At 52.7% G+C, this 23,649-nt stretch carries 19 protein-coding genes; 4 read left to right on the top strand and 15 right to left on the bottom strand.

Annotation, left to right across the window (positions count from 1 at the left end; genetic code table 11):
• Positions 1-13 precede the first annotated feature (13 nt).
• On the bottom strand, positions 14-2,314 hold the full coding sequence (locus NR121_RS05210) for a putative bifunctional diguanylate cyclase/phosphodiesterase (RefSeq protein WP_082660947.1): 2,301 nt from the start codon (positions 2,312-2,314) through the stop codon (positions 14-16).
• Between the two features lie 256 nt (positions 2,315-2,570).
• Between NR121_RS05210 and NR121_RS05205 the strand changes: the two genes are divergently transcribed.
• Complete coding sequence (locus NR121_RS05205) at positions 2,571-3,044, top strand: hypothetical protein (protein ID WP_054820158.1); 474 nt, start codon at positions 2,571-2,573, stop codon at positions 3,042-3,044.
• Between the two features lie 99 nt (positions 3,045-3,143).
• Here NR121_RS05205 and NR121_RS05200 read toward each other — a convergent pair whose 3' ends face one another.
• The 5 genes from NR121_RS05200 to NR121_RS05180 all read right to left on the bottom strand — a co-directional run bounded on the left by NR121_RS05200 (position 3,144) and on the right by NR121_RS05180 (position 7,735).
• On the bottom strand, positions 3,144-4,625 hold the full coding sequence (locus NR121_RS05200) for a DUF3658 domain-containing protein (RefSeq protein WP_082660946.1): 1,482 nt from the start codon (positions 4,623-4,625) through the stop codon (positions 3,144-3,146).
• Between the two features lie 196 nt (positions 4,626-4,821).
• The gene (locus tag NR121_RS05195; RefSeq protein ID WP_062410669.1) at positions 4,822-5,691 is read right to left on the bottom strand and encodes an alpha/beta fold hydrolase; all 870 of its coding nucleotides are present in this window, start codon (positions 5,689-5,691) and stop codon (positions 4,822-4,824) included.
• A gap of 86 nt (positions 5,692-5,777) precedes the next feature.
• Positions 5,778-6,437: a hypothetical protein gene (locus tag NR121_RS05190; RefSeq protein ID WP_171005975.1), complete on the bottom strand. Its 660-nt coding sequence runs from the start codon at positions 6,435-6,437 to the stop codon at positions 5,778-5,780.
• A 163-nt stretch (positions 6,438-6,600) separates the two neighbouring features.
• Complete coding sequence (locus NR121_RS05185; RefSeq protein ID WP_054820152.1) at positions 6,601-7,233, bottom strand: stalk domain-containing protein; 633 nt, start codon at positions 7,231-7,233, stop codon at positions 6,601-6,603.
• Positions 7,234-7,411: 178 nt separating this feature from the next.
• Positions 7,412-7,735 carry a DUF2325 domain-containing protein gene (locus NR121_RS05180; RefSeq protein ID WP_054820151.1) on the bottom strand — a complete coding sequence of 108 codons (324 nt, stop codon included), beginning with the start codon at positions 7,733-7,735 and terminating at the stop codon, positions 7,412-7,414.
• Positions 7,736-8,059: 324 nt separating this feature from the next.
• On the opposite strand from NR121_RS05180, the gene NR121_RS05175 reads away from it, so the two are divergent.
• Entirely contained in the window at positions 8,060-8,917 is an 858-nt protein-coding gene (locus NR121_RS05175; protein WP_256830794.1) for a transposase, read from the top strand.
• Positions 8,918-9,447: 530 nt separating this feature from the next.
• Here the strand turns inward: NR121_RS05175 and NR121_RS05170 are convergent.
• Positions 9,448-10,788, bottom strand: coding sequence for a hemolysin family protein (locus tag NR121_RS05170; RefSeq protein WP_062410665.1), 1,341 nt, complete (start codon positions 10,786-10,788; stop codon positions 9,448-9,450).
• 255 nt (positions 10,789-11,043) lie between these two features.
• Between NR121_RS05170 and NR121_RS05165 the strand changes: the two genes are divergently transcribed.
• Entirely contained in the window at positions 11,044-11,823 is a 780-nt protein-coding gene (locus NR121_RS05165; protein ID WP_062410664.1) for a DUF1836 domain-containing protein, read from the top strand.
• A 74-nt stretch (positions 11,824-11,897) separates the two neighbouring features.
• Here the strand turns inward: NR121_RS05165 and bacA are convergent, their stop codons facing one another.
• Positions 11,898-12,695: an undecaprenyl-diphosphate phosphatase gene (gene bacA / locus NR121_RS05160; RefSeq protein WP_054820149.1), complete on the bottom strand. Its 798-nt coding sequence runs from the start codon at positions 12,693-12,695 to the stop codon at positions 11,898-11,900.
• A 192-nt stretch (positions 12,696-12,887) separates the two neighbouring features.
• Between bacA and NR121_RS05155 the strand changes: the two genes are divergently transcribed.
• The gene (locus tag NR121_RS05155) at positions 12,888-13,223 is read left to right on the top strand and encodes a L,D-transpeptidase (protein WP_054820148.1); all 336 of its coding nucleotides are present in this window, start codon (positions 12,888-12,890) and stop codon (positions 13,221-13,223) included.
• A 27-nt stretch (positions 13,224-13,250) separates the two neighbouring features.
• Here the strand turns inward: NR121_RS05155 and NR121_RS05150 are convergent, their stop codons facing one another.
• The 7 genes from NR121_RS05150 to NR121_RS05120 are packed head-to-tail and all read right to left on the bottom strand — an operon-like array spanning position 13,251 to position 23,649.
• A complete protein-coding gene (locus NR121_RS05150; RefSeq protein WP_256830792.1) occupies positions 13,251-16,151 on the bottom strand; it encodes a VWA domain-containing protein in 2,901 nt (966 codons plus the stop codon).
• Complete coding sequence (locus tag NR121_RS05145) at positions 16,132-18,111, bottom strand: vWA domain-containing protein (RefSeq protein ID WP_256830791.1); 1,980 nt, start codon at positions 18,109-18,111, stop codon at positions 16,132-16,134. Before NR121_RS05145 ends, NR121_RS05150 begins: the two co-directional genes overlap by 20 nt.
• A 50-nt stretch (positions 18,112-18,161) precedes the next feature.
• Positions 18,162-19,061, bottom strand: coding sequence for a DUF58 domain-containing protein (locus NR121_RS05140; RefSeq protein ID WP_256830790.1), 900 nt, complete (start codon positions 19,059-19,061; stop codon positions 18,162-18,164).
• A complete protein-coding gene (locus NR121_RS05135; RefSeq protein WP_137670770.1) occupies positions 19,058-20,047 on the bottom strand; it encodes an AAA family ATPase in 990 nt (329 codons plus the stop codon). Before NR121_RS05135 ends, NR121_RS05140 begins: the two co-directional genes overlap by 4 nt.
• Before the next feature lie 33 nt (positions 20,048-20,080).
• The gene (locus tag NR121_RS05130; protein WP_256830786.1) at positions 20,081-21,811 is read right to left on the bottom strand and encodes a hypothetical protein; all 1,731 of its coding nucleotides are present in this window, start codon (positions 21,809-21,811) and stop codon (positions 20,081-20,083) included.
• 12 nt (positions 21,812-21,823) lie between these two features.
• Positions 21,824-22,723, bottom strand: coding sequence for an ABC transporter permease (locus tag NR121_RS05125; protein ID WP_418007066.1), 900 nt, complete (start codon positions 22,721-22,723; stop codon positions 21,824-21,826).
• The gene (locus NR121_RS05120; protein ID WP_074727462.1) at positions 22,720-23,649 is read right to left on the bottom strand and encodes an ABC transporter ATP-binding protein; all 930 of its coding nucleotides are present in this window, start codon (positions 23,647-23,649) and stop codon (positions 22,720-22,722) included. Before NR121_RS05120 ends, NR121_RS05125 begins: the two co-directional genes overlap by 4 nt.

The following is a 23,649-nucleotide window of genomic DNA, read 5'->3' as shown; positions in this document are numbered from 1 at the left end:
ACACCTTCCTATATCAGACTGTGACGCTTTTAAAGTATTTTGTCTTCAATTCCTCAGCAGGCAGGGGAGGACTGTAATAATAGCCCTGGATCTCATCACACTTCTGCTCTTTCAAAAAAGACATCTGCTCCCGCGTCTCGACACCCTCGGCGATCACATGCAAGCCCAAGTGATGGGCCATGGCAATAATGGCCCCTACGATCCTCGCATTGCTCTCATCGCTTATGATATCCCTGATGAAAGATTTGTCAATTTTCAGGCGGTGGATCGAAAATTGCTTCAAATAATTCAGGGAGCTGTAGCCCGTACCGAAATCGTCGATGCTGATTTGGATGCCGAGCCCGCTTAGCTCATCCAATATCGCACTCGCTTTTTCCACATCCATGGTCATCGTTTCGGTGATTTCCAGTTCCAAATACTGCGGCTCCAGTCCGGTTTCCTCAAGTACTTTTTCTACTGTTTTGTACAAATTTTTCTTCATAAATTGTGCTGTCGATAAGTTGACGGCGATCCGTATCTTAGGAAAGCCCGAATCCTGCCAGCGCTTGTTTTGCAAACAAGCTTCCTTTAAGACCCACTCGCCGATCGGAACAATCAACCCCGTTTCTTCGGCAAGAGGTATAAATTCGCTTGGGGGAATCAGCTTATACACGGGATGCTTCCAACGAATCAGCGCTTCCACGCCGACGATTTGGCCGGTATTCATATCGATTTGCGGCTGGTAGTGAAGAACCCATTCCTCCCTCTCCACTGCTTTGCGAAGTGCATTCTCCAGCGCCAATCTCTCATGGGACGACTGGTCCATAGAAGGTGCGTACAGCACATACGTATTTCGTCCTGCTTCCTTGGCTTTATAAAGAGCCGTATCGGCGTGAATCATTAAGGTTTCCGCATCTTGTCCGTCATCCGGGTAATAAGCAATGCCGACGCTCGCAGAAATATGGAATTCCTGCCCCTGGATCATAAAGCTGCGTTCAAAGTTGCATAAGATGGTCTTCGCCGTAAGGACGGCCGCCTCCGGTTCGGAACCTAGCGGTACGATAATCGTAAATTCGTCTCCGCCCATCCGAGAGAGGAAGCTGCCGGTGCGGAGTCCGTTCTTCAGACGGTCGGCGGCTTCGCACAACAGCATATCTCCGTTTTGATGGCCAAACGTATCATTGACCATTTTGAACCGGTCGAGATCAATATACAGGACAGCGAACCGGCTGTCGTTGTGTCTGGCCGTCTCAAACATTTCACCAAGCTGCTTATAAAAATTTCTGCGGTTCGGCAATCCCGTCAAGTCATCGTGATAAGCCAAATGATTATATTTTTCTTCGGCCTCGTATAGCCTTGTCACATCTCTGAACTGGCCGATGGCTCCGATAATCTGGTAATGTTCGTCATATATCGGGATCGCATCAAACAAGCAGACAAATTTCGATTTGGTCCTGTTTCTTTCGAGGATGAGCTGAATGTTCTCGTATTTGCTTCCTTTTTCGATAACATCCGATATGTATTGTCCCATAGGACTGAACATACGCACAACTTGATGTCGGTTCAAGCCTTTCCTTAAGCCAGTTAATTGTTCGGCGATTTCGTTCATTTCCACAATGGTGCCTTCTTTGTCCGTCATGATGATGCCGTTGCGGGTGGAATTGATCATGATTTGGTTCAACATGTTCAGCCTTTGGTTCTGCTTAATCAGAAGCAGCTCGCGTTCAATCGAATCGACAGCCAAATCAAGCAGAGTCAAATAAAAAGGGTTGGCCAGATCAATCGAGGTCATGATGGAGATCGTTCCGAGCAGGTCATTGCGATCTCTATAATGAAAAGGAACCGCATAGCAAGCGTGGGTGAAAAAATAAGTGTGGTAATGATCTTGGCCGATCAGTTCTACCGGGTGGCGTTCTTTGAGGCTCAGATTAATCACATTCGTCCCGCATGATTCCTCGGTAAACCGAACACCGATTTGAATCCCGAGCTGATTGACCGTCTGTTTAATCGTCTCATCCCCATCCATGTCCAGAATGACTCCCGTTTCATCGGATATGACGATTAAAATCGGATTTCCTTTGGAAGACAGCAGCAGTTTCTTCACAAAGAATCGAACGACGGCCAGCACGTTCTCATACTCGCTCAATTTGCGGTTCAGCTCGGACGTCGACAACTTTTCTTTAAAAACGGGAATGGTGTCAGGGTTGAGGCGAGCCTCCCGGCTTCTTTGCTTGGATGCCATGATATATTGCGCCTTGGACGGTTTTTGGTCCCTCTCCCTTTTTACGCTTTTTCCCAAGCCTCCCGCTTCTTCGTTACTTTGACTGTCCAGCATAATAATCAACATCCCTTTTGTAAAATAAGAACGAAAATAGGCAATTTATGAGAGTGAGCGCTACCTACTCTTCCACAAATACCTGAGCAATTCCTGCAAAAAAAAACATAAAATAATGGTTAAAACTTGACTTTATTCTCTTGTAGTTCTCTAGATCTATGGGATAACGCTTAAAATAATGCCTATGTACAACGGCCTGCACCTTTTCGCTTATTTGGGAATAAGCTGATATACATCTATGCGGGAGGGCGATAAGATGTTTCCCAGAGATCAATGGTACAAGCTTGGCCTGCTTCTGTATATGCTGGTTTGGTTTATGGGGAGCTTCTGGATGGGCGGAATGATAAAAAGCGGCGCAATCGTCCACTGGCTCGGCGTCGAGCTGCGGGCGGTGGAAGAATACGTATACTACGCGCTTGCCGGAGCGATCGGGGGCACCCTGTACGCCATGAGACTGTTTCACGCGTTTTATGATCAAATATCGGATCGTTGGATTTTATGGTATTTGCTGAGGCCGATTAAATGCGCGGGAGCGGCGGTAATGACGATCGTGCTGTTCCAAAGCGGCATCATGCTGCTGCAAACCGGCACCTCGATGGAAGCGAAAATCGGCATCGCTTTTTTGGTCGGCTTCGGCTACGGCAAGCTGATGGATAAATTGAAGGTTTTGACGGAAACCCTGTTCAACGGAAACAATGAGAAGACCTCCGGAGATCAACCGCCGAAATAATCGGGCCGCGCGATAGCCGGCTGATTCACATACGGGTATCCGTCTTCCGTTTGGAATAAGCCTTCCGGTACATCCAGCCGGAAGGCTTGCAGCATGCCGTTACGTGGCCAGCTTTACGCTGTAATACCTCATCGCTTGCAAAGAGCCGGTATACTCCAGCTGCCCCTGGTCCAACAGCTTCCGCAGGCGGTATTCGATGTACGTGTCGGATACGGGCTGATCCAAGACGCCGATGATTTCACCGACCAGACGGGCCGCTTTCAGCTCGCTGTCTCTGTTCGAAAGGAGCCGGTGTGCAGTTTCCAAGATCAGCGCATCAAAGTAACCCTCGTCCACAGTACGTACCGATCCATTCTCCACGATGCGAAGCAGCCCTCCGTCGGCGACAAGCCGGTTCCAATCCTTGATCTGATCCGCTCTATCCCGGCCGGATAAAGAGACGGCGTTGTCCGCCAGCCCGGCCAGTTGACCCGGTGAAGCCTGAGCTGCGCTGCGATAATCCCTGTCGGGGTAGAGCCGATGCAGCTCGGAAGTGACATCGATGACGGATACGGGGATATCCTCAGGCAAAGCGGCCAGCGCATAGCGAAGCCCTATTTGCTCGGTCGCCGAGTTTCCCGCCCACAAAACGACGGAGCCTTTGATCTGGCGCGGCCATCCCTGCCACAACATGAAATGTTTGAGTAGTGCCGGGATCATATCAGCTCGATCTTCTTCATTCAGAAACTGCTTCCACCATGCCAAACGTGACGGTCCTCCAACGCCTTCCAGAGGTCCATGCATCAAATCATCATCCAGGCTGATGACCGACTCCTGCGGACGGCTGCGGAGTGCCAGCTTCACCGCCCCGCGTGCTGACGGTCCGAAAACCACATGTGTCCTATATCCGCTCCAATCTCCAGCTTGTACGGACGGCGAAAACCGGGAAGATACATCGTCTCCCAGATACCATTCCTGATCGAATCGCTCCAAAAACAGATTCATGAAGCTGTGCCTTTCTTCCGCCAACGCGCGTGCGGCCTCTGTGTTCATCAACGATTTCAGCTTCAGCAGCTTTTCATGAAAATGGTTGATTGCGGTTCCTGGTTCGTTCCTGTACTGCTCTTTGGTCATATGCTCCCGCGGAGGAAGCTCCGGGTGATGCAAGGCATGACCTTTCCATCCGGCGTAGGCGAACGTCCTCGCAATCCCGATCGCGCCGATGGCATCGAGCCGGTCGGCATCCTGAACAATGCGTCCTTCCAGCGTGGACATCGGCTGACCACGGCCTCCCCTGAAGGACATCGTGGAGATAATTTCCATCACATGTTGACGATGACGGACATCCACCCCGGCTTCTTCCAGCCACTGCTCAACCTTGCTAAGCCCCGCTTCCTTGTCCGGATTCAGCTTCTCATCAGCAATATCATGCAGCAGTGCTGACAGCTCACAGATAAAGACATCCGCCTGTTCCAAAGCGGCAAGCCGCTTGGCCGTTCCAGCTACCCGTACGATATGCCACCAGTCGTGGCCGCTGCTGTCGCGCTCCAATTCTTTTTTTACATAACTTCTTGCCTCTTCGATTATGCGATGTCGGTTCATAACCGTCTTGTTAACCTCCTCGCCTTCGCAGCTTCCTTGACAAGGGCTTGTACAAAGTATTGTAGCTTATGAAGTCGATTTTGGTAAGAGGACTCAGGAAAAAACGGACGAAAAGCTAAAAAGACCATTCGGCAGTCTCCGAACGGTCCGATGGCCATTTATTCCACAGGAAGAGTCACATAGCGCGCTCGTTTGGCTAAATATGTGTTTCCTCCGGTTCAGTTACCGTCATCATCTCTTCTGCCAAGTACGGCAGTCCCCCGTCCGGGCAGAGAGCACGGCTTTGGCTGGCTTCTTCCTGCTGGCGCGCAACCCATGTACGAATGATGTCATTCATGCGCTGCGCTTCTTTCGTCGGGAGCTGATGCCTGGCATTTTCCAGCATATAAAGCGAGCTCACCGGCAATTGCCTATGGAGAATGCGGACATAACGCTTGAATCTCTTGTCCTTTTGCCCGAATAAGAGCAGGATGGGGGCGCGGACCTCTTTCAGGCGTTTCGTGCAATTGTATTTCGCACTGAAGCGATAATATTGATACATGTTCCGGATATCCCCTTGCATGGAGGATCCGTACAGCTGTTTATACGTTTGCAGGCTGTCGGCATTGCCGGCTGAAATGGCGGCCGCAAGCAAACGTTTAACTCTTGCCGCCGTAAGAGCGGAGGCCAGCCAAATTTGCATTTTGAGAACAGGGGTGCTAACCTCCGACATAGTACTGACAAGAATGGCTCCAAGGAAGCGATCAGGGTAGTTCAGCATCGCCTCCAGCGCTATCGAACCGCCGGTGGAGTATCCGCAAAGGTACGCTTTTGGAATCCCCAATTCATCCATCAGCTGCCGTATATCCTCGGCTATAAGCGAGTATGTAACGGACTGCCTGGAATAAGGGCTTTTGCCGTGGCCGCGGATGTCGAAAGTGATCACCTGAAATTGATCCGCAAGCTGATGTTGTTGATAAGCAAACGTGAGTCCCGTCATCAAGGGCGGGTGCAAGAACAGAATAGGCACACCCTGTCCTTTGACCTGGTAGTACAGCCTGGTTCCGTTGATGTCGGCATAAGGCATGTGGGCCAACCCCTTTTGGTATTGTCCTGAGATAAATCGCATTTATCCTTTCCAGGGCTTGGGGAAGTTATACACATTCGGCAAATTCATTCACTATGCCAGAGCGGTACCGTCTCGTTCTGCCCGGTGGTAAGGTCAATATGCAACGGCAGCCGTATATCTTCAAGCGGGTACGTATGGTCTCCCCACTGAACCAAGACTTGCTTCAGCACAATCTCCTCAATTCTGGATACGAGAACCTGATCCTCTTCAATAAAGGGGGCCACCGCCAGCCTTTGATGGAACTTCCCTTGATGCTGCGCTCCTTCCCATGATGGCCAGTTCAAAGGGTAAGACGCATTGCCGGCGGTATCGGTATCCTCCGTGCTGTCGGATAAAAACGCCCGAAACGATAAAACAGGCGCTTCACGGTCCTTCAAATGTTTGGCGAAGCTTCCTTTAGTCCGCTCAAAGCTGTAGAAAAAATAAACGTGTTCTTTGTTGTACCAAACCTCGTAAATGGATAAAATCAGGTCCGTTTCAGGTACAGGCATCTCAATCTGATAGCTTCTGGTCAAACCCAGCTCCTCTGCCCTTTTAAGCCCGGGCGTTTTTTCATATTGATAAGCCTTGACCCGATCCCAGCTGACCGCATGCATGATTCGGGTACTGTCCTTCCTGAACCCTACTCCAATAACTATAAGAAACAAAGTTAGCGTTACAACGACGGCAATAAAAAGAGGTTTGGGAAAAAATATGGAGTTCAACTCATCACCTACATTTCTAAAAAAAAGAAAATAATACCTTTTTATACGAAAAAAGCGCTTACAAGTTGCGGTTTGAACTTAATATACACAGAATATCCAAATTTTCGATATCCGGAATTCATAAAACAATGGCCGGCTCCTTGAAGGGATACCGGCTGTTTATTTAGTCTGCCGCTGAGCCTCCAATAGAGCCGTCAGGATAAACGATATAGCTTGACACGCTGCCGGTTCCGTTGCCGGATACAGCAGTGCTCCACAGTTCATACCGGTCGACTTGACCGCTGGAATTCCAATTGATAAACAGCTGTGCTTCGAGGTCCCCCCGGCGTATTCCCTCTACATCGGCGTTCAATCCTCCGTACAGGTAGTCCGCTTGAGCTCCAAAATCATAACGCCACACTTGCTGCTTCGAGCTTTCGATCAAAGTCATAAAAGACGGATCGCCAAGCACCGCTTTTACTTCTTTTTGATCCATTCCGCGTTCCAGGCGATACTTGACCGCCCAGATTTTATGCTGTGCTTCATCCGCGTCCTTCGGCTCCGAAACAACAGAAACCATACCTGCTTTCGCATCATAGACAGCCCCTGCGCCGAGATTTTCAGCTACGAACCTAAGCGGCACATACGTATGTCCTTCATAGTTCAATGCAGAGAAACGGGAGCCTAATTCCTTGCTCGCGCCGTTAAATTGAAATTTGACAGGAAACAGCAGCGCCTGAATTTCACTGGATGCGTTAATGGTAGCAGAAGTAGCCAGAGCGGCCCCGCAAACCAGTCCCATGATAAATTTCTTCATAAAAAAACCTCCTCGGGTGCTATCCTCCTCATCCTCTTCCTCTATCATACTAGGTTTAGAGCCCGAGAATCATAGAAAGTTTTATCACCAAAGGCAAAAAAAGACTCCCCAGACGGGAAAGTCTCCGTTTCTCTTCCTATCCTCCGCCGCTTTCACCAGCGGAGTATATTCCGGATGTTTACGAAAGCACGTCCTTCCTGTCATTCAACCATTCGCAGGTATCCGCACATGCACACAATGCTTTTTTGACCGAACACCACGACCGCTTGGCATAATAGATCGGCACTTCCTGCTCTTTAGCCTGCTGTTTAATCGCTTTTGTCAAATTATGATTGACGTAATCGGTGAGCACCAGCACTGCATCAACCTTGTCCGGTATGCCCTTTCGTACCATTTGACACTTGCGACCCGACATATGCATGACTTCATCAAACCCAAGACCGGCCAAATGCTCGGGCATATTGCCCAAATGATCGGCTCCTACGACCAAAATCGATGCCATGTTAACGTTCTCCTTTACCAAATAGTTTTAGGGGATGAACTTAGCTGTTCTATGTATACCAAAGTTGTTTTATGATAATGATTCTCAATATCATCTATGTTATTAATGATAATTGTTCTCAGTCTTATTGTCAACTTTTTTGGGAAATATGTGGTCCCTTTTGAACGCTTATAGCCACTATCCCCAAAGCTCAGTATGGTATTCAAATGACATTTCGGATCGAAACGGCAAAATTCACACTTGAAATCAGAACATATGTTTGGTAATATTATATTACGAACATACGTTTCTGTTAAGGGTGGGTTTCGTTTGGAGTATAGGGCCATGACTTGGGAAGAATTTTGTCAATATTTCAATACGGAGGAGGCTTGCGCCGATGCCTTGTATCAATTCAAGTGGCCCAACGGGTTCTCCTGCGCCCGCTGTGGACATCACCTTGCCTCTACAATCGTCACCCGCAGGCTGCCGCTCTATGAGTGCCGCCATTGTCACTACCAATCATCTCTTACCTCGGGAACGATTATGGAAGGAAGCCGCACTCATCTGCGCAAATGGTTTATGGCCTTCTTTCTTATCTCACAGACCGAGTCCGGCACGAATGCCGTCGAGCTAAGCCGTGTGATCGGTGTTACTTACAAAACAGCCTGGTTAATCCTAAGAAAGATCCGTCATGTCATCAGTGAGGCCGATGGCCGCTCCCTTCTATCAGGCATCGTTCGGGTTAACGGATCCGTTTACGGACGACCTCACAATCCCAGCTGGTATCACCATCCACAAGAACATCCGCTGCTGATCGGCGCATCGATGGACGAGCAAGGAGAGCCTATCTGCATCAAAATGAAGCTTGTCTCCGAGGAATACAGAAGGGAGCGGCTGATCCTTCGTTCCGCTGAACAGAATTTTATTGAACAGCATATAGAACCTCGGACAAAAGATGTCCAAACCGTCACAAGCCGCTGGAGTCACAAACGCTTCCAACGGCTGCTGCGCGTCTCCGCCGCGGCTAGCAAATGGATCAACTCCACCTTTCATGGACTTGGCTCCAAACATCTTCAAGCTTATCTGGACGAATTTTGTTATCGTCTGAATCTCTCCCTTCAAAGAACGCCAATATTCCACCACCTGACGCACCTATGCGCCAAATCAGAGAAAGTTACCTATTCGATGTTAAGGGTACCGTAACCAGATGAACTTTATCCTTTACGTCGGCCGCACTTTTCACAAAGGCTCGTACTGGAACCAACCCATTAACCCCATAGCTATATTATTTCTCATTCGGTGAATCCGGATTCTTCGTGTGCAATGACAGACATGAAATCAAATTTGGCTGAAGCTATGCTGCTGCCGGCACCTTGCACATTATATTTGGCTGCAGCTATGCTTCTGCCGCATCTTGCACATCTTATATGCTGATCATCCTTCCAACTCAGGGTTGATACGTCGTATCTTTGGTGTTGAAAACTCTTGATTCGAGAGCAGCACGTCTGCAGTTCCCTCCTATTCACACCCCGTACGTCTATTAGTCGATAATCCATCCATTTCGATTCGGCAATTGGGCTGGCGGAAATATCATCTGAGCCGAGGGGATAGTGGCCATAAGGAGTTATTAAACATACGGAACAAGAGAACCGTCCGACAAAGCAAAGCAACGCACCTATGGAATAAAAAAGCTTTGGACAAGGTTGGATTTCTCCTCTCGCCCAAAGCTTTCTTTACATGTTTACCGGTTCTTCACGGCCTTCGTTGGAATCTGCCTCCGCATCCTGCGGCCCGTGCTTCACAACCTCCAATTTACGAATCCGGTGCTCTTCTTTTTCACGAATGATAAAGGTCAGATTCTCGTATTTCCACTCCCGGCCTTTTTCCAAATCCGGATTTTGCCGGTATAACCAACCGCCGATCGTATCCAGTTCTTCGCTGGTAATATCCGTATTCAGTAGATCGTTCAGGTGAGTCAATGTCACCTTGCCGTCTACGATCAGGTGGCCTTCGCCAAGCTTCTCCACTTCCAACTGCTCTTCTGCATCGAACTCGTCCCGGATCTCCCCGACGATTTCCTCCAATACGTCTTCGATGGTGACCATGCCGGATGTGCCGCCGAATTCGTCTACCAGGATGGCGATATGCGCGCGCTCCTGCTGCATCTTTTTCAAAAGTGTTTTGACCGGCATCACTTCCGAGACCGTCATCACCGGATGAATCAGTTCGGATAGCTCGATTCCAGGTTCGTCATCTCGACGCAGAAAATATTCTTTTGTGTTGATCATCCCGACCACGTGGTCCTTGCTTTCTTTGACTACCGGAAAACGGGTGTATTTTTCTTCTTTAATGATGCGGAGGTTCTCTTCCGGCGTGTTGTTTAGATACAGACATACCATATCCGTCCGGGGAACCATAATTTCTTTGGCTAGCAGCTCATCAAAAGCGAAGATCCGGTTCACATAACCGTACTCGGTCATATTGATATTGCCGCTCGTATAGCTTTCGGCCAAAATGATGCGCAGTTCTTCTTCCGTATGTGCTTCCTCATGCTCTTTAGCGGGCCGCATACCAAAAAGTCTTACCAATGCGTTCGCCGAGCCATTTAAAACCCAGATAAACGGATACATTACTTTATAAAAGAAAATAATCGGTTTTGCCGTGATGATGCTAATCCATTCGGCCTTCTGAATGGCTACCGATTTCGGGGCTAGCTCACCGAGCACCACATGAAGATAAGTGATGGATATGAAGGCAATTCCGAAAGAAAGAATAGTGACAAGCTCACCCGGCAGCTGGAACCGCTCAAACACCGGATGGAGTATTTCCTCCACTGTCGGCTCTCCTAACCAGCCCAGTCCTAAAGCTGTAATGGTAATCCCCAGCTGACAGGCGGACAAATAGCCGTCCAGATTGCTGGTGACCTGTTTCACAGCAAGCGCATTTTTGCGGCCCTCCATCACCATCTGATCTACCCGGCTGGGCCGGAGTTTAACGATGGCGAATTCCGTAGCTACAAAAAATGCCGTAGCCACAATGAGCACTGCGACCATAAACAAATTTAAGGCGTACATCTGATTCTCCTTATTTATTAGGATTTTGTGATTTATGAACACCAACATATAAAGTTCTTATGAACTTATCATAGACCTTTTCGTAAGAAAACTGCAAAGTCCGTATTTGATCATTTTTGCTTAAATTAAAGCAATTTATGCTTAATTGACACCTGTGCATGTGGTATTCTTTTCTTCTTGGGGGCTTTGACTTTTTTACGAAATAATCATATGATGAGTTCATATGAACTTCAAAATCGAGAAGGAAGAAACCCGATGGAATTGTTCTATTTGACGAGAAAACAAATGGCCGCTCTCTTAATGTCATTGCAAGGAATAAGCTGCAAGACGCCTCTGGCCGTCCTGCAGGAAGCATGGGCCAAATCGCATAGGGCCGAAATTCAAGGCGGCAAATCGTTCGGCGCCTTTATTTCCACGTCACTCCCCCCGATTTTTGAAAAAATCATCAAAACAAAAGTTCAAAATGACGGATTTTCTCTGACGGAAATCGTTTCGCTGGGCAATCAGATCGAATATACTCATTTTTCTATCACCACGGTACAAAATTGGGTGAAACGGGATTTTAAAGATTTAATCGGTTCTCCGCAGGTAGGAAAAAAGTATTCGATCAAGCAAACCGCCGTTCTGTTCATTATTGATGATTTGAAAGCGACTCTGGATTTCGAATCCATCCGCAAGCTGTTGACGCTGCTGTTTCAAAGCCCGGATGAAGACTCCGACGATTTGATCAGCCCGCTCCAATTATATGCTTTGTATTCCTCAATCTTTGAGGAAATGGATCAGAACAACGATCAGGTATTGGATCTCTCCGGACATGACATCGGCAGACGCAACCACGATCATATGCTGGAACAGCTTATTAAGCAAAGGGCGGACGATTTCACGGACTCGCTTGATGGGCTAAGCGAAGAACAAAAGGAAGCCGTGAGCAATACGATCTTTATTGCCATGGTTTCCGTACAAACCACCTATTTTCAATCGCTGGCCAGGCGCTTCTTGAACGCTACCTTATTCCTGCAGAATCTGCAATCGTAAGTTAAAAGAAAAGCCGCAAGCTTTCCGGCCCCGCTCATCCACGGCCCCAAAAGCTTACGGCTTGTTTGTTTTTTCTACATAAACAAGACATAAATGAAAATAGCGGCTAACACAAAACGATAATAAGCAAACCACGACAGCTTAAGGCGTTTGATCAGATTCAGAAAGGTTACTACCGCAATCATAGCGACGACGAATGCGGATACCAAACCTGTAATAAACAATCCCATGTCTTCCACAGATAAGTACTCACGGCTCTTGTATAAGTCAAGAATCGTCGCCGCGAACATGATCGGCACAGAAACGATAAAGGTAAATTCCGCCGCGGCTTTCTGGCTCGTACCCAGCAGCATCCCTCCGGATATGGTCGAGCCTGACCTTGAGAATCCGGGCCACAAGGCAAGGCATTGAAATACTCCGATACCGAACGCTTGTTTATACGAAATGTCGTCCATGGTTTCGGCCGTTACCTTTCTCCTGGATTTTTCAGCCACAATCATCAGAATGCCTCCGGCCACCAAACCGACCAATACCGTTTCCGGTCCGAACAAGTATGTCTTGATCAAGCTATGCAAAGCAAGACCAATCACAACCGCCGGAGCCATCGCAAGGGCAACATGAACAATATTGGCACGGCGTTCCTGCATGTAGCCCGGCTTGAAGTGCAGCATACCCAAAAAACGGCGCCAGTATAATACAAACACGGCCAATACCGCTCCAAGCTGTATGACGATTTCAAACGTTTTGGCCTTCTCACCCTCAAATCCTAGCAAATGTGCCGTAAGAATCATATGTCCGGTAGACGATACAGGCAAAAATTCCGTCAGGCCCTCCACAATTCCCATAATGATGGCGATCAGTATGTCACTCAATGCTCTCCCTCTCTCCTGTCTCTAGTTACCTCCATACACATTATAGTTGATGTTTATGGAAAGTTAAAAGCAAAATAAGGAATTTACATGTAAAAAGGCAGTATGCTTTCAGGTGTTTGACCAATGCATCAGAAGGCCGATACGCATAAGGTAATACAGTTTCCATCCGCTTGATAAAGGAGAAATTTGATTATGGCCTACCGGATCATCGTCGACCTGTCTGACCGTCGGCTGCACCTGTTGGAAGACAATACCGTCATTCATTCCTATCCTATCGCAATCGGGAAAATGCTGACGCAAACTCCTGTCGGAGAATATACGATCGTAAACAAAGCCCCAAACCCGGGCGGTCCGTTTGGCGCGTTCTGGATGGGCTTATCAAGGCCCCATTACGGCATTCACGGCACCGACAATCCTGCGTCCATCGGCCAATCCGTCTCAAAAGGATGCATCCGCATGCATAATGCCGACGTTCTCGCTTTATCCAGGCTCGTTCCAATCGGGACGCGCGTCACCATAAGAGAATAACCGGTCTCTGCCGCTCCCTTAGGGGTTTTACCTTCGGCGGCGGTTCTTGGCCGCGAGCAGCCGGTTCATGGTTTCCGCGCTTTTGTCCGTCGCCTCTGAAACGGCGGGTTTAGAAACGGTCGTCCCTGGTTTGGACCGTTGTTCGGTCGAGGTCTGCTGCGGCACTTCAGCAGGCGCAGCCTCAGTTCCACGCTCCAGCAGCGAGGAACTGTCCCTGGACCTGTCGGCAGCATCCTGAATCGCGTCTGCCCCACGATAGAATGCGCCGACCTTGCGCTTGCGTTCCCGCAGCCGCTCCATCGCGGCTTCCGCATCAGGCGCCTTCGGCGCTGCGGTTCCGCGTCCGCGGCGCAGCAGCGCACCCGGCAGTGCGGCCAGACGCCCCCAAGGCAGCGACAGACGGCGTACGGCGATGTCGAGCACCCACAGGAGCACGGCCAAAGTCAGCAGCCAACGCGTCAGATCGTGCAGCTGCTTCTTCGCCGTGACATCCCCCTGGAACACTTCCTCGGGGCGTTCCATGCTGAGCATTCTGCCGCCGGTCATGTCGGCCAGCTGTTTCAGTTTGGCCGTCGGATCACCGGAGCCGATACGGTATTCCGGTGAGTAAGACAGCACGAAGCCTGTAGTAAAGCTGCCTAAAGTGCGGTCCGGATCGCTCTCGTCCAATAAGTCAATCCTCGTCAGAAAGACGCCCGGCTTGGAGATATCCATGCCGGCCTCATATTCTCCCGGGGCGGTCGGCGTTACCTGCAGCGTTTTCGTTTGCAGCGCTTCATCGGTTACCGAGGCGCGAAGCCCGCCTTTGAATTCGGCATCCTGGCTTTTGATGCCAAGCTTCATTTCATTACCGTTCAGCCTTGTCGTCAGCTCCAGCGGCATATCCTGAAATTGGGGAAAGGTCCATTTTACGATTTGAGTGAACGTCTGTGCAAACGCATCCCACGCCACCCAGTCGCGTGACCATTTGCCGGTGACATCGCTTGTCCAGGCGACCGTACGGCCTGAGCCATACTGCCAGCGGGCAAGCAGCGGATCGGGCTCCGGACTGGTCAGCGCCACTTCTGCCGTCTGCTTAGCCGTTGTGGCTACGTAGGCGTTAATTTGCGGCACGCCCCGCCCGAATAAAGTCCCCCAATCCCCCGGCTGGCCTACCGCCGGCACAAAAGGCTGATCCACGATGTACGTCCGCGCCATGATCACCGCCTCCCGGCTGAAAATCGCGGGTATCGTGCTCTGATCGTTCGTGAAATAAAACCGTCCCTTGGCCTGCTTGGCAAGCGCCTCAAGCAGCGCCACATCCGCCCCGTCTCCTACGGCTACAGAGGATAGCGTCATGTTGTTTTGGACCATGTTTGCCGTAAGCTGGTCGTAGCTTTGATTCGTAGACGACTGACCGTCCGTCAGCAAAATGATATGCTTGCGCTGGGCGTCAACCTTAAGCAGCTGCTGATAGGCATCCTGCACGGCCGTATAAATTTCTGTGCCGCCTGCCGGCTGAATCGATTGAATCTGACTCAGCACTTTCTTCTTATCCGTCAGCTTCTGGGGCTCTACTACCCACCAAGGTGTGGAATCAAAGGCGACCACACCCACGCTGTCCTTCTCGCGCATCAGCTCGACCGTTCGCATGGCCGCTTCCTTGGCAAGCTCCAGTTTATCGCCATCCATACTGCCCGACCGGTCAATGACAAGAATGAGTCCCAGCGAAGGAATTTCCCGTTTTCCCTCCAGCTCCATCGATACGGGAAGGGCTCGCTCAATCGGCGTTTTGAAGTAGCCGCCCATACCGTAGCTGTCCTCGCCGCCGATCATCACCAGACCAATCCCGTGATCTTTGACCGCCTTCTCGATCATTTCCATCTGCATGCCGGACATCCGAGTAGCGGACACATTATTCAAAATCATGCTGTCATACCCGGTATAATCGGCTATCTCCAGCGGAAGCATCTCGGGCGCAATCGTTTCATAACCGATCAGGCCGGAAGCCATAACCGATTCCAGGTTGCCGGAGGAACCAGGCGTTCCTTCTACGATCAGCACCTTGGGAGGTCCGCTCACCCGGCTGAACGCGTAGCCGGCATTGTTCACCGCCTGCTCGTCACCCTCGAAATAAATCTCGGCCCGATACCGGTGAAAGCCCGGTTCTTTGGCCAAGCCCTGCAGAGCAAATCGGTTGTCGCCGCGTTCAACGGACACCGTCTGCCGTGTCAGCTCCCGGTTGTCTTCGTATACCCGGAGCTCTCCCGTTGCAGCAAAGGTACTGGAGAGCTGTATTTCCAAAGCATATTTTTCCGCCTGGTACAGGTTCTCCGGCAGCTTCACGTTTTCGATCGCGACATCCTTGCGTGCAGGTGCCGGAATGGGCAGCACATCGACGGCCACGCCTTTATTGTTCAACAGCTGCCCTTGGCGCAGCAGATCGCCGACATTCTCCTGTCCGTCCGTAATCAACACGATCCGCGGAGCAGCATCTTCCGGCATCAAGCCTGCCGCCAACTGCATCCCCTGCGCCATGTTTGAAAACTGCCGGTTCACTTCGCCGGAGAAGGAAAACTGCCGCAAAGCCTGCAAAGAAAGGCTGCGTTCGACCACGGCATTGCCGCCGGCAGAGATGACGCCAATAAGATCCTGATCTTTTCTGGCCTCTGCGGACGTCTTCAACCACTGCTCATAGGACTGGCTTCCCGCAGGCATGCTGTCTGAACGGTCCACGATGTAAAATACGGCTTGCCGCTCCAATGTAACAAACCACTGCATGCCTGCCAGCGCTGTAAGCAGCAGCAAAAGGATGAGTGTACGCAGCCCGACCGCCAGCCGTTTTCGGTTGTCTTCCATGCGCAGCTTGGATCGCCAGGCCCAAACGGCAAAGCCCGCCAACGGAATGAGCAGCAGCAAAAACCAGGGCTCACGAAATTGAATTCCCACGATGGTACACCCCCCATTCCGCCAAAACGATCAACATAACCAAGCCGATAATCCATGGGAGCAGCGGATATGGCGACTCTCCTTCACGTTCTTCCGTCAGCGCCTGAGCTCCGCCCTGTTCGGTCGCAGGAGGGCTCGATGAAGCGCTGGTGAACGATAGTTCCCTACGTTCTCCGATGGCTGACTCTCCCGGATCGGCCGATACTTCCAAAAGCGTTTTCCGCTCGCTTCCGTCTTCTCCCTTTTCTACAAATTGATAAAGCCCCGGACGATTCGGGACACTCTGACGGCTTAGCACGGCTCCATCCGCCTGTTCGGCGGGGAGATAAGACTGCCCTGCAGCTTGTAATTCACCTGCAGCCGATCCTGCGAGCTCCATCGGCACCCAGTGGGCTGAGACGGTTTGGGCAACAATCGGGATGTCCGTTTTCTCACCCGCAATGACACGCCCCAAACTGGCGCTTTGGGCACTTCCCAGCCAATCGACCGCATTCTGCACCAGGATCGGAAATTCCGGACGCAGCGGCAGATCGGACTGCTGCAAATCAAAGGTAAACAGCAGCCTCGGACGGCCGTTCTCCATACCTGCGACGATCAACGGCTGTGAGCCGGCCGATACGACCGGCTGACCCCAGGCCGCTAGATCCTTCGGATCGATGGGCAGGAGCTTGGCGATATGCGTATCCTGAAAGCGGATATATTTGGTCACGGGATGCTCGCCGATCCGGTAATCGGCCTGAGGCGGACGGACCTCCTCCCCTTGGTAGCCGCTGCGAATGGACCAGAGCGGTTTCTCGCGGAACAGCCGCTGCCAAGCCTCTCCGGCAGCGGCGCCGCTCGCAAGCCGATCCGCAACGACCAGATCGAAATCGCCTTGGGGAGGTGCAGCCATCCCTGCGGCCTGCACCTTAATGACCTCGGCCCTTGCGAGTTGCAGCGCTTTTTCCAGAAACAAATTCCCTTCGGTCAGCAGCAGCACCCTGCGGTTGCGCTCACCGGACAAAAAAGCATAGGCTTGGTTATCCGCCGCATAATCATCTTCGGCATCCACCGACAGCTTGTAATATTCCGAGCTTCGTATATTGTCAAAATGGAGCGTCCTTTGTTCGCCAGGTTCAAGCTGAATCCGTACCGTTTCCGCGGCAGAAGTGCCGGCATACAGGGTGACGTCCGTATCCAGCTTCCCGCTCCCCGTGTTTTTCAAAGCGGCGACGCCGCTGACGGCGGAGCCTCCCGCCGCGTCTGCGCCGTTCCTCACGCCGAACTGTACGATGGCGACGTTGTTCGCCGGATTGGCTCCGACAGGCTCAACCCGAACGGGTACACGGAACGTTAACCCTTCCGTGCCTTCACTCCACACTGCATCGGTCAATACCCGAATTTCCGCGTCCGTATCGTCCTGAGTCAAAGCGGCCGCCAAAGACATCGTTTCCTTGTAAGCCGTTCTCCCGTAAAAAGGCTCTATACCCGCTATAGCAGCCAGAACCGTATCCGCCGTTGTTTCTCTTGAGACCAGCACCTCCGGCTGACTGCCCATGGAGATGACCGTAACGGCGCTGCCGTTCGCTCCACCCTTGACTACATCAGCCGCCTTGCGCTTGGCGAGCTCCAGTCTTGTCAGCTTCTCCTTCGAGTGCTCCGGATCCGGAGTGAGCGCATCCATGCTGGCCGAACGGTCCAGTACGAGCACAAGATGCCCTTTCGCACCGCTTTCGGCCCATATCCATGGCTGCATCAGCGCGAGCACCAGCAACGCCGCCGTGAGAAGCTGCAAAATCAGCAGCAGCTGATTGCGCAGCCGCTGCCAAGGGCGGTTCGCTTCGAGGCTGCGCAACACCCTGTTCCACAGCAAATGGCTCGGCACCTCGGTATCGACATATTTGCGCTTAAGCAAATACATCAGAACGATAGCCGGCAGCGTCAAGCCAAACCATAAGCTGACAAGCGATTGAAATTGCATCTGGCGATCACCTCCGTTCGCGATTTGTTCTTACCCGATGCTCCGAACCTTTACAGCAGCAGGCCGTGTTCCCGCAGCGAACGCAAAACGGCATCCGCTACCGGAACATCTGTCGTCGCAAGCACGTACGTCATGCCTCTCTCATGACAAAACTGCTTCAAGCCATGCGTATACTGCCGGATTGCAGCCTGATAAGCTTCGATGACCCTGGCGGTGACGGCCACCTCTTTGCCGGTTCCGGATTCACTGTCAATCAGCCTAAGATCGCCTGTCAGCGCCGGCCGCACTTCTTCTTCCGACAGCACCTGCACCACGACGACCTCTTGCCGGGCGGCCAGCAAATAGTTTAACGCCTCTTCAATACCGGATTCATATAAAAAATCGGAAAAAATCCATGTCATCCCCGGCTGCCTGGGTATGGCTCCGGGTTTCATCACGGCATCGGCTATATCCCCTCCCGATTCCGCTTCCGCCTCCGACAAAAAACGGAACAGCCGATGTACGGAGCCCTTGCCTCTCAGCATCGGGAGCTCTCGCACAATCCGGTCGCTAAACAGGCGGGCGCTAACCCGGTCATAGCCGGACAACGCCATATAACCGATACAAGCAGCAAGCTGCCGGGCGTACATCAGCTTGTTTCCCGCAGCTTCTTCCAGCGGGAAGCCCATCGAACGAGTGACATCGATATACAAGTTCACCTGAAGCTCCTGTTCATCCATGAACTGCTTGATGAACGGCTTTCCCGTACGGGCGTATGCACCCCAATCGAAACGGCGGATGTCATCACCCGGCGCGTACATGCGATAGTCGGCGAACTCCAGCGAAGCGCCCAGCTGCTTCGATCGCCGTTTGCCCTGCATCGTACCGCGGGTGCGCCGCTTGGCCGCAAGCGACATCTGCTCCAGACGCAGCAAAAGCTTCGGATCCAGCCCTAAATCCGACGCGCTCATTTCCGCTTCTCCACTGCGGCTAAGATATCCTCAATCACCGCATCGGTTCCCACACCCATCGCCTGACCTTCAAAGTTCAGGAAGATCCGATGGCGGAGCGCCGGCAGAGCCACCTTCTGGATGTCGTTCACCGATACGTGCAGCCTTCCGGCCGTCAGCGCCCTCACCTTGGCTGCGGAAATGATCGACTGCAGACCGCGCGGGCCCGAGCCGAACCGTACATATTTTTTCACCGAGTCCGGCACCCCCTGCTCTCCGGGATGCGTCATCATCGTCAGTTGTACAGCGTAATCCAGCACCTCTTCAGCCAGCAGGATTTCTTTGGCCCCCTGCTGTATGGCCGACAAGGCCGCGGCATCCGCCGTTTTCTCCGCCGTCGCTTCATGCGAAGCCGTTGTCCGCCGGACAATCTCCTTCAGCTCGTCCCGGCTGGGGTATGATACGTTGATTTTTAGCAAAAACCGGTCGAGCTGCGCCTCCGGCAGAGGATACGTCCCCTCGTTCTCCAGCGGGTTCTGCGTTGCAAGCACGAAAAACGGATTTGGCAGCCGATGCGTCTCCGCCCCGACTGTCACCGTCTTCTCCTGCATCGCTTCCAGCAGCGCGCTTTGCGTTTTCGGCGTCGCCCTGTTGATCTCATCGGCCAGGACGAGATTGCCGAAAATCGGACCCGGCTGAAATTGGTAAGACGTTTCACCTTTCAAACCGAACTGGATTACGTTTGTTCCTGTGATGTCGGCCGGCATCAGGTCGGGCGTAAACTGGATGCGCGAGAAGCTCATATCGAGCGTATCGGCAATCGTTCGCACCAGCATCGTTTTGCCGAGTCCCGGTATCCCTTCAAGCAATGCGTGTCCCCCTGCAAAAATACACCACAACAGCTGCTCCACTACATCCTGCTGCCCGACGATCACCCGGCCGATCTGTTCCTTGACCGCAGTGATCGTCGCCCCCCACGCTTCGACTTGCTCTCTTGTTTCTATCATGAACGGTTCCTCCTCGTGCCGATTTGACATCCGTCAAGGGTTCGGCTGAATCTCCGTAAAATAATCCCGCACCAGATTTTGCATGTTCTGAGGCAGCGGGTGACGATCCAATGCGCTCTTGGCTTCCCTTTCGTATTCGGAAAACACTTCCTCGTACGGTCTGGACGTTCCGTCGATCATCGGGGATGTGCCGCCTTTCTGCAGCTCGCCTCCGCCACCCGTTATCGGGCCTTGGTCGGACTGTATGTTGCCCGAGCCCTCAAAAACGCGCGGCGTTGCCACCAGATTGCGGTGCCCGCTGCCGAAACCGCCCTGCAGCCCGCCCGTTCCGGCTCCTGCACCTGCTCCGGCTCCTGCTCCTGCTCCTGTACCGGCTCCGGTGCCCGCACCTGCTCCCGCGCCCGCGCCAGCTCCCGGCTGCGCTCCGGCCCCCGGCTGCGCTCCGGCCCCCGGCTGCGTCCCGGCCCCCGGCTGCGTCCCGGCCCCCGGCTGCGTCCCGCCCGGGCTGGCGGCGCCGCTGGCAGCGGCCAGCGCATTCGCGAGGCCGCCCGGCAGCCATGCCGATGGCAATGCTGCGCCTTGGCCCGCAAGCTGCCCGGCCATCGGCAGGCCGAGCTGCGCGATGCCGGCTGCCTGCTGCGCCGAAGCCGCATGCTGCGCGGCATTTTGCTGCAGCTGCTTCAGCGCCTCGGAGAGCTGCTGCTCAAGCTGCTTCAGCTGCTCTTCCAGCTGCTTCGGGTCCACAGCAGCGCCTTCAGCGGACGCTTTCGCATTAGCCTTCAGCTCGGCAGCCGCACGCTCCATCGTCTCCCGCAGCTGCTTTTCCTTCTCCGCATCCGGATTGGACGCCGAAGCCGCCAGCTTCTCGAGCAGCTCCGCGAGCGCTTGCTTCTGTTCGGGCGTGAGCTTCAGCATCTGGCTCCGCAGCTGCTCCATACCTTTTTGAAGAGCATTCTCATCCATCTGCCGCAGGCTCTCGCCAACATCCTTCAGCATGGGCTCCTGCTTCAAACGCTCTGCCCATTGTTCAGCCTTCACCTGCTTCTTTTCGAGCTCCTTCGCTTCTCCGTCCAATTCCTTCATCGCCTTCTCCATCTCATCCAGCGCTTCCGTCGCGGTCTTGCTTTGCTCCAAGCCTTCCTCCAGCCGGTTCAGGCTGTCCTCCAGCGTTTTTTTGCCTTCCGGAGTCAGCTCCTCCGGGATATCCGCCTTCAGCTCTTCAACCTTTTGCTGCTGTTCGTCTATCCATTGGGCTTCCTCCTGTCTTTGAGCTACAACATGGTCCATCGGACTGGGCAGGGCAACCGCAATAACCATCACAGCCACGCTGGCCGCCGCGATCCACAGCCTTTTCCGAAGCAGTGGACTGAGTTCCCATTTGGGCATTTGCGCCGCATACGCCTCTGCGTAACGAATCGCGCCTTCGCGCTGCATCCGTGCGATGGGCGTATCTTCACGCAAATATTCCAGCGCGGTTCGGACCGTATCGTCCCCGCCCGAGGCATCCACCGTCCCGGCGGCGGTCTCCGGCGTCACTCTGCGCAGCAGGAGCACGTAAAGGGCGCCTGCCATCATCCCTGCCGGTACAAGAGCGGCCGCGGTCACCCGGTAATAGGCTACAGGCAGCATCCAGGCGGCTGCCGTCAGCAGCAGGCCCGCCGCGGCGCCGACCACCGCCCCGAGCAAGCCCGTCTCGATCGTACGCAGCCACTGCAAACGAAGCCGTACAGGCTTCAGCAGTTCCAACAAACGCCTTCCGTCCATCCTGCCGCCTCCTTATTTTCTTCGTTTCTTGAGCACCGGACGAATGTACCGGATGCTGATCAAGACCGCTGCTACCGCCAGCACGGCATAAACCGCCACAAACTCCTGCCACAGCTCAATCGGAGGGGCTTGATTCATCACGGAGCTGTTGTTATTCCACGTACGAAACGCCTCTCTTGAAATATCCGGCTCAAACAGGCTCAACAGCGCCGCCACCGGATTTAACCCAAGCACGTAGCCGATCCAGGAGTAAGTGGCAGTGCTGCTTTGATAAATCTGCCTCATCAAGCCTTGAAGAAACAAGAATAGCAGCCCCGTTGCCCCGAAAATGAACATCGTGAAGCCATACGTCACGATAACCGATACCATCGTCCGTTTGACCAGTGTCGAGAACATCACACCGAACGCCCCGAGTACGAACATGGTAAACACGTAAAACAAAAAGACAAGTACAAGCTGCTTCGGCGAGATGCCTCCAAACAAGAAGACGATGCTGTACACCGGCAGCGTCGCCAGAATGACAAGCAGCATAAAACTTAACGAGGAGACCAGCTTGCTTAAAATGATCGTAGCCGAGCTTTGCTGCGTGGTGAGCAGAATGCTCAGCGTTTGCTTTTCCCTTTCTCCGCTGACCACGCCCGCCGTCAAGCCCGGTGTCATGAAAGCGATGAGGACGAGCTGCGCCACGCTCAATACATAGAACATTTCACGGCTCTGATTCGGGTTGAAGCCGACCGGACCACCACGAAACCCGCCTATGTTCAAATAAATGAAGCCCAGCGCTATAAGCCCGATCGTAAGCAGGTAGAACATGAGCGCCAGCGGCGAACGGAACGTTCTCATCCGCAAGCGAAACTCCTTATCCAGCACGGGGTTGATCAGCTTGCTGCGCCAAGACATGCGATCCATCATGCCGAGTCCCCTCCTTTGGTGATTTCCAGGAATACATCCTCCAGATTCGTCTGCGCCTCGCTAAAGGATACGATCCGAAACCCTTTGGCTATCAAAGCGCCGAGGAGTTCCGCCTGCTCTTCATCCTGACCGCCGAAATGCGCGTGCACGCCTTGTTCATCCTCCAGCACCATCGAGACATGCGGCTGGTCGCGCAAAAATTCCGCGGCGTCCTTTTCTCCCTCCATGAGCCGGATATGCAGCGTCCGATTGGTTCGCATCCGGTTCTGGATGTCCTGTACCTTGCCCTTGGCGATCAGTTCGCCATGCTCGATGACGCCAATCTCGTCAACCATCTCCGCAAGCTCCGGCAAAATGTGCGAGGAGATCATGATCGTTTTGCCCATCGATTTCAGCTCTTTTAAAATTTCCCGCATCTCAATACGGGCCCGGGGATCCAGCCCCGATGCCGGTTCGTCGAGGATCAGCAGCTCGGGATCATGGACAAGACACCGCGCCAGACACAGCCTCTGTTTCATTCCTCTGGATAACGAGTCGACGTAAAAGTCGGCTTTGTCCGTCAGATTGACAAGCTCGAGCAGCTGCGGAATCATTTTTTCCCGCTCCGCCCGGGGAATCCCGTAGCTCGCACCGTAAAAATGCAAATACTCGGTCGTCTTGAAATGATCGTACACGCCGAAGAAATCCGGCATATAACCAATCAGCTTGCGTACTTCCTGCGGGTGCCGCGTAACCTCGTAACCCCCAACCTTCGCCGTCCCGGAGGTCGGTGCAAGCAGCGTCGCGAGGATCGACATCGTCGTCGATTTGCCCGCGCCGTTTGGTCCGACAAACCCAAAAACCGTTCCTTTGGCAATCGACATGCTCATCGATTTCAGCGCTGTGAAGCTGCCGTAGGTTTTGGTTAAGTTCTCAATTTCGATCAT

The sequence above is a fragment of the Paenibacillus sp. Pae15 genome, from assembly GCF_024519685.1.
GTDB classification, from domain to species: Bacteria; Bacillota; Bacilli; order Paenibacillales; family NBRC-103111; genus Paenibacillus_G; species Paenibacillus_G naphthalenovorans.
Note: the sequence above shows the minus strand (reverse complement) of the source record. Positions and strands in the feature narration are given on the sequence as shown.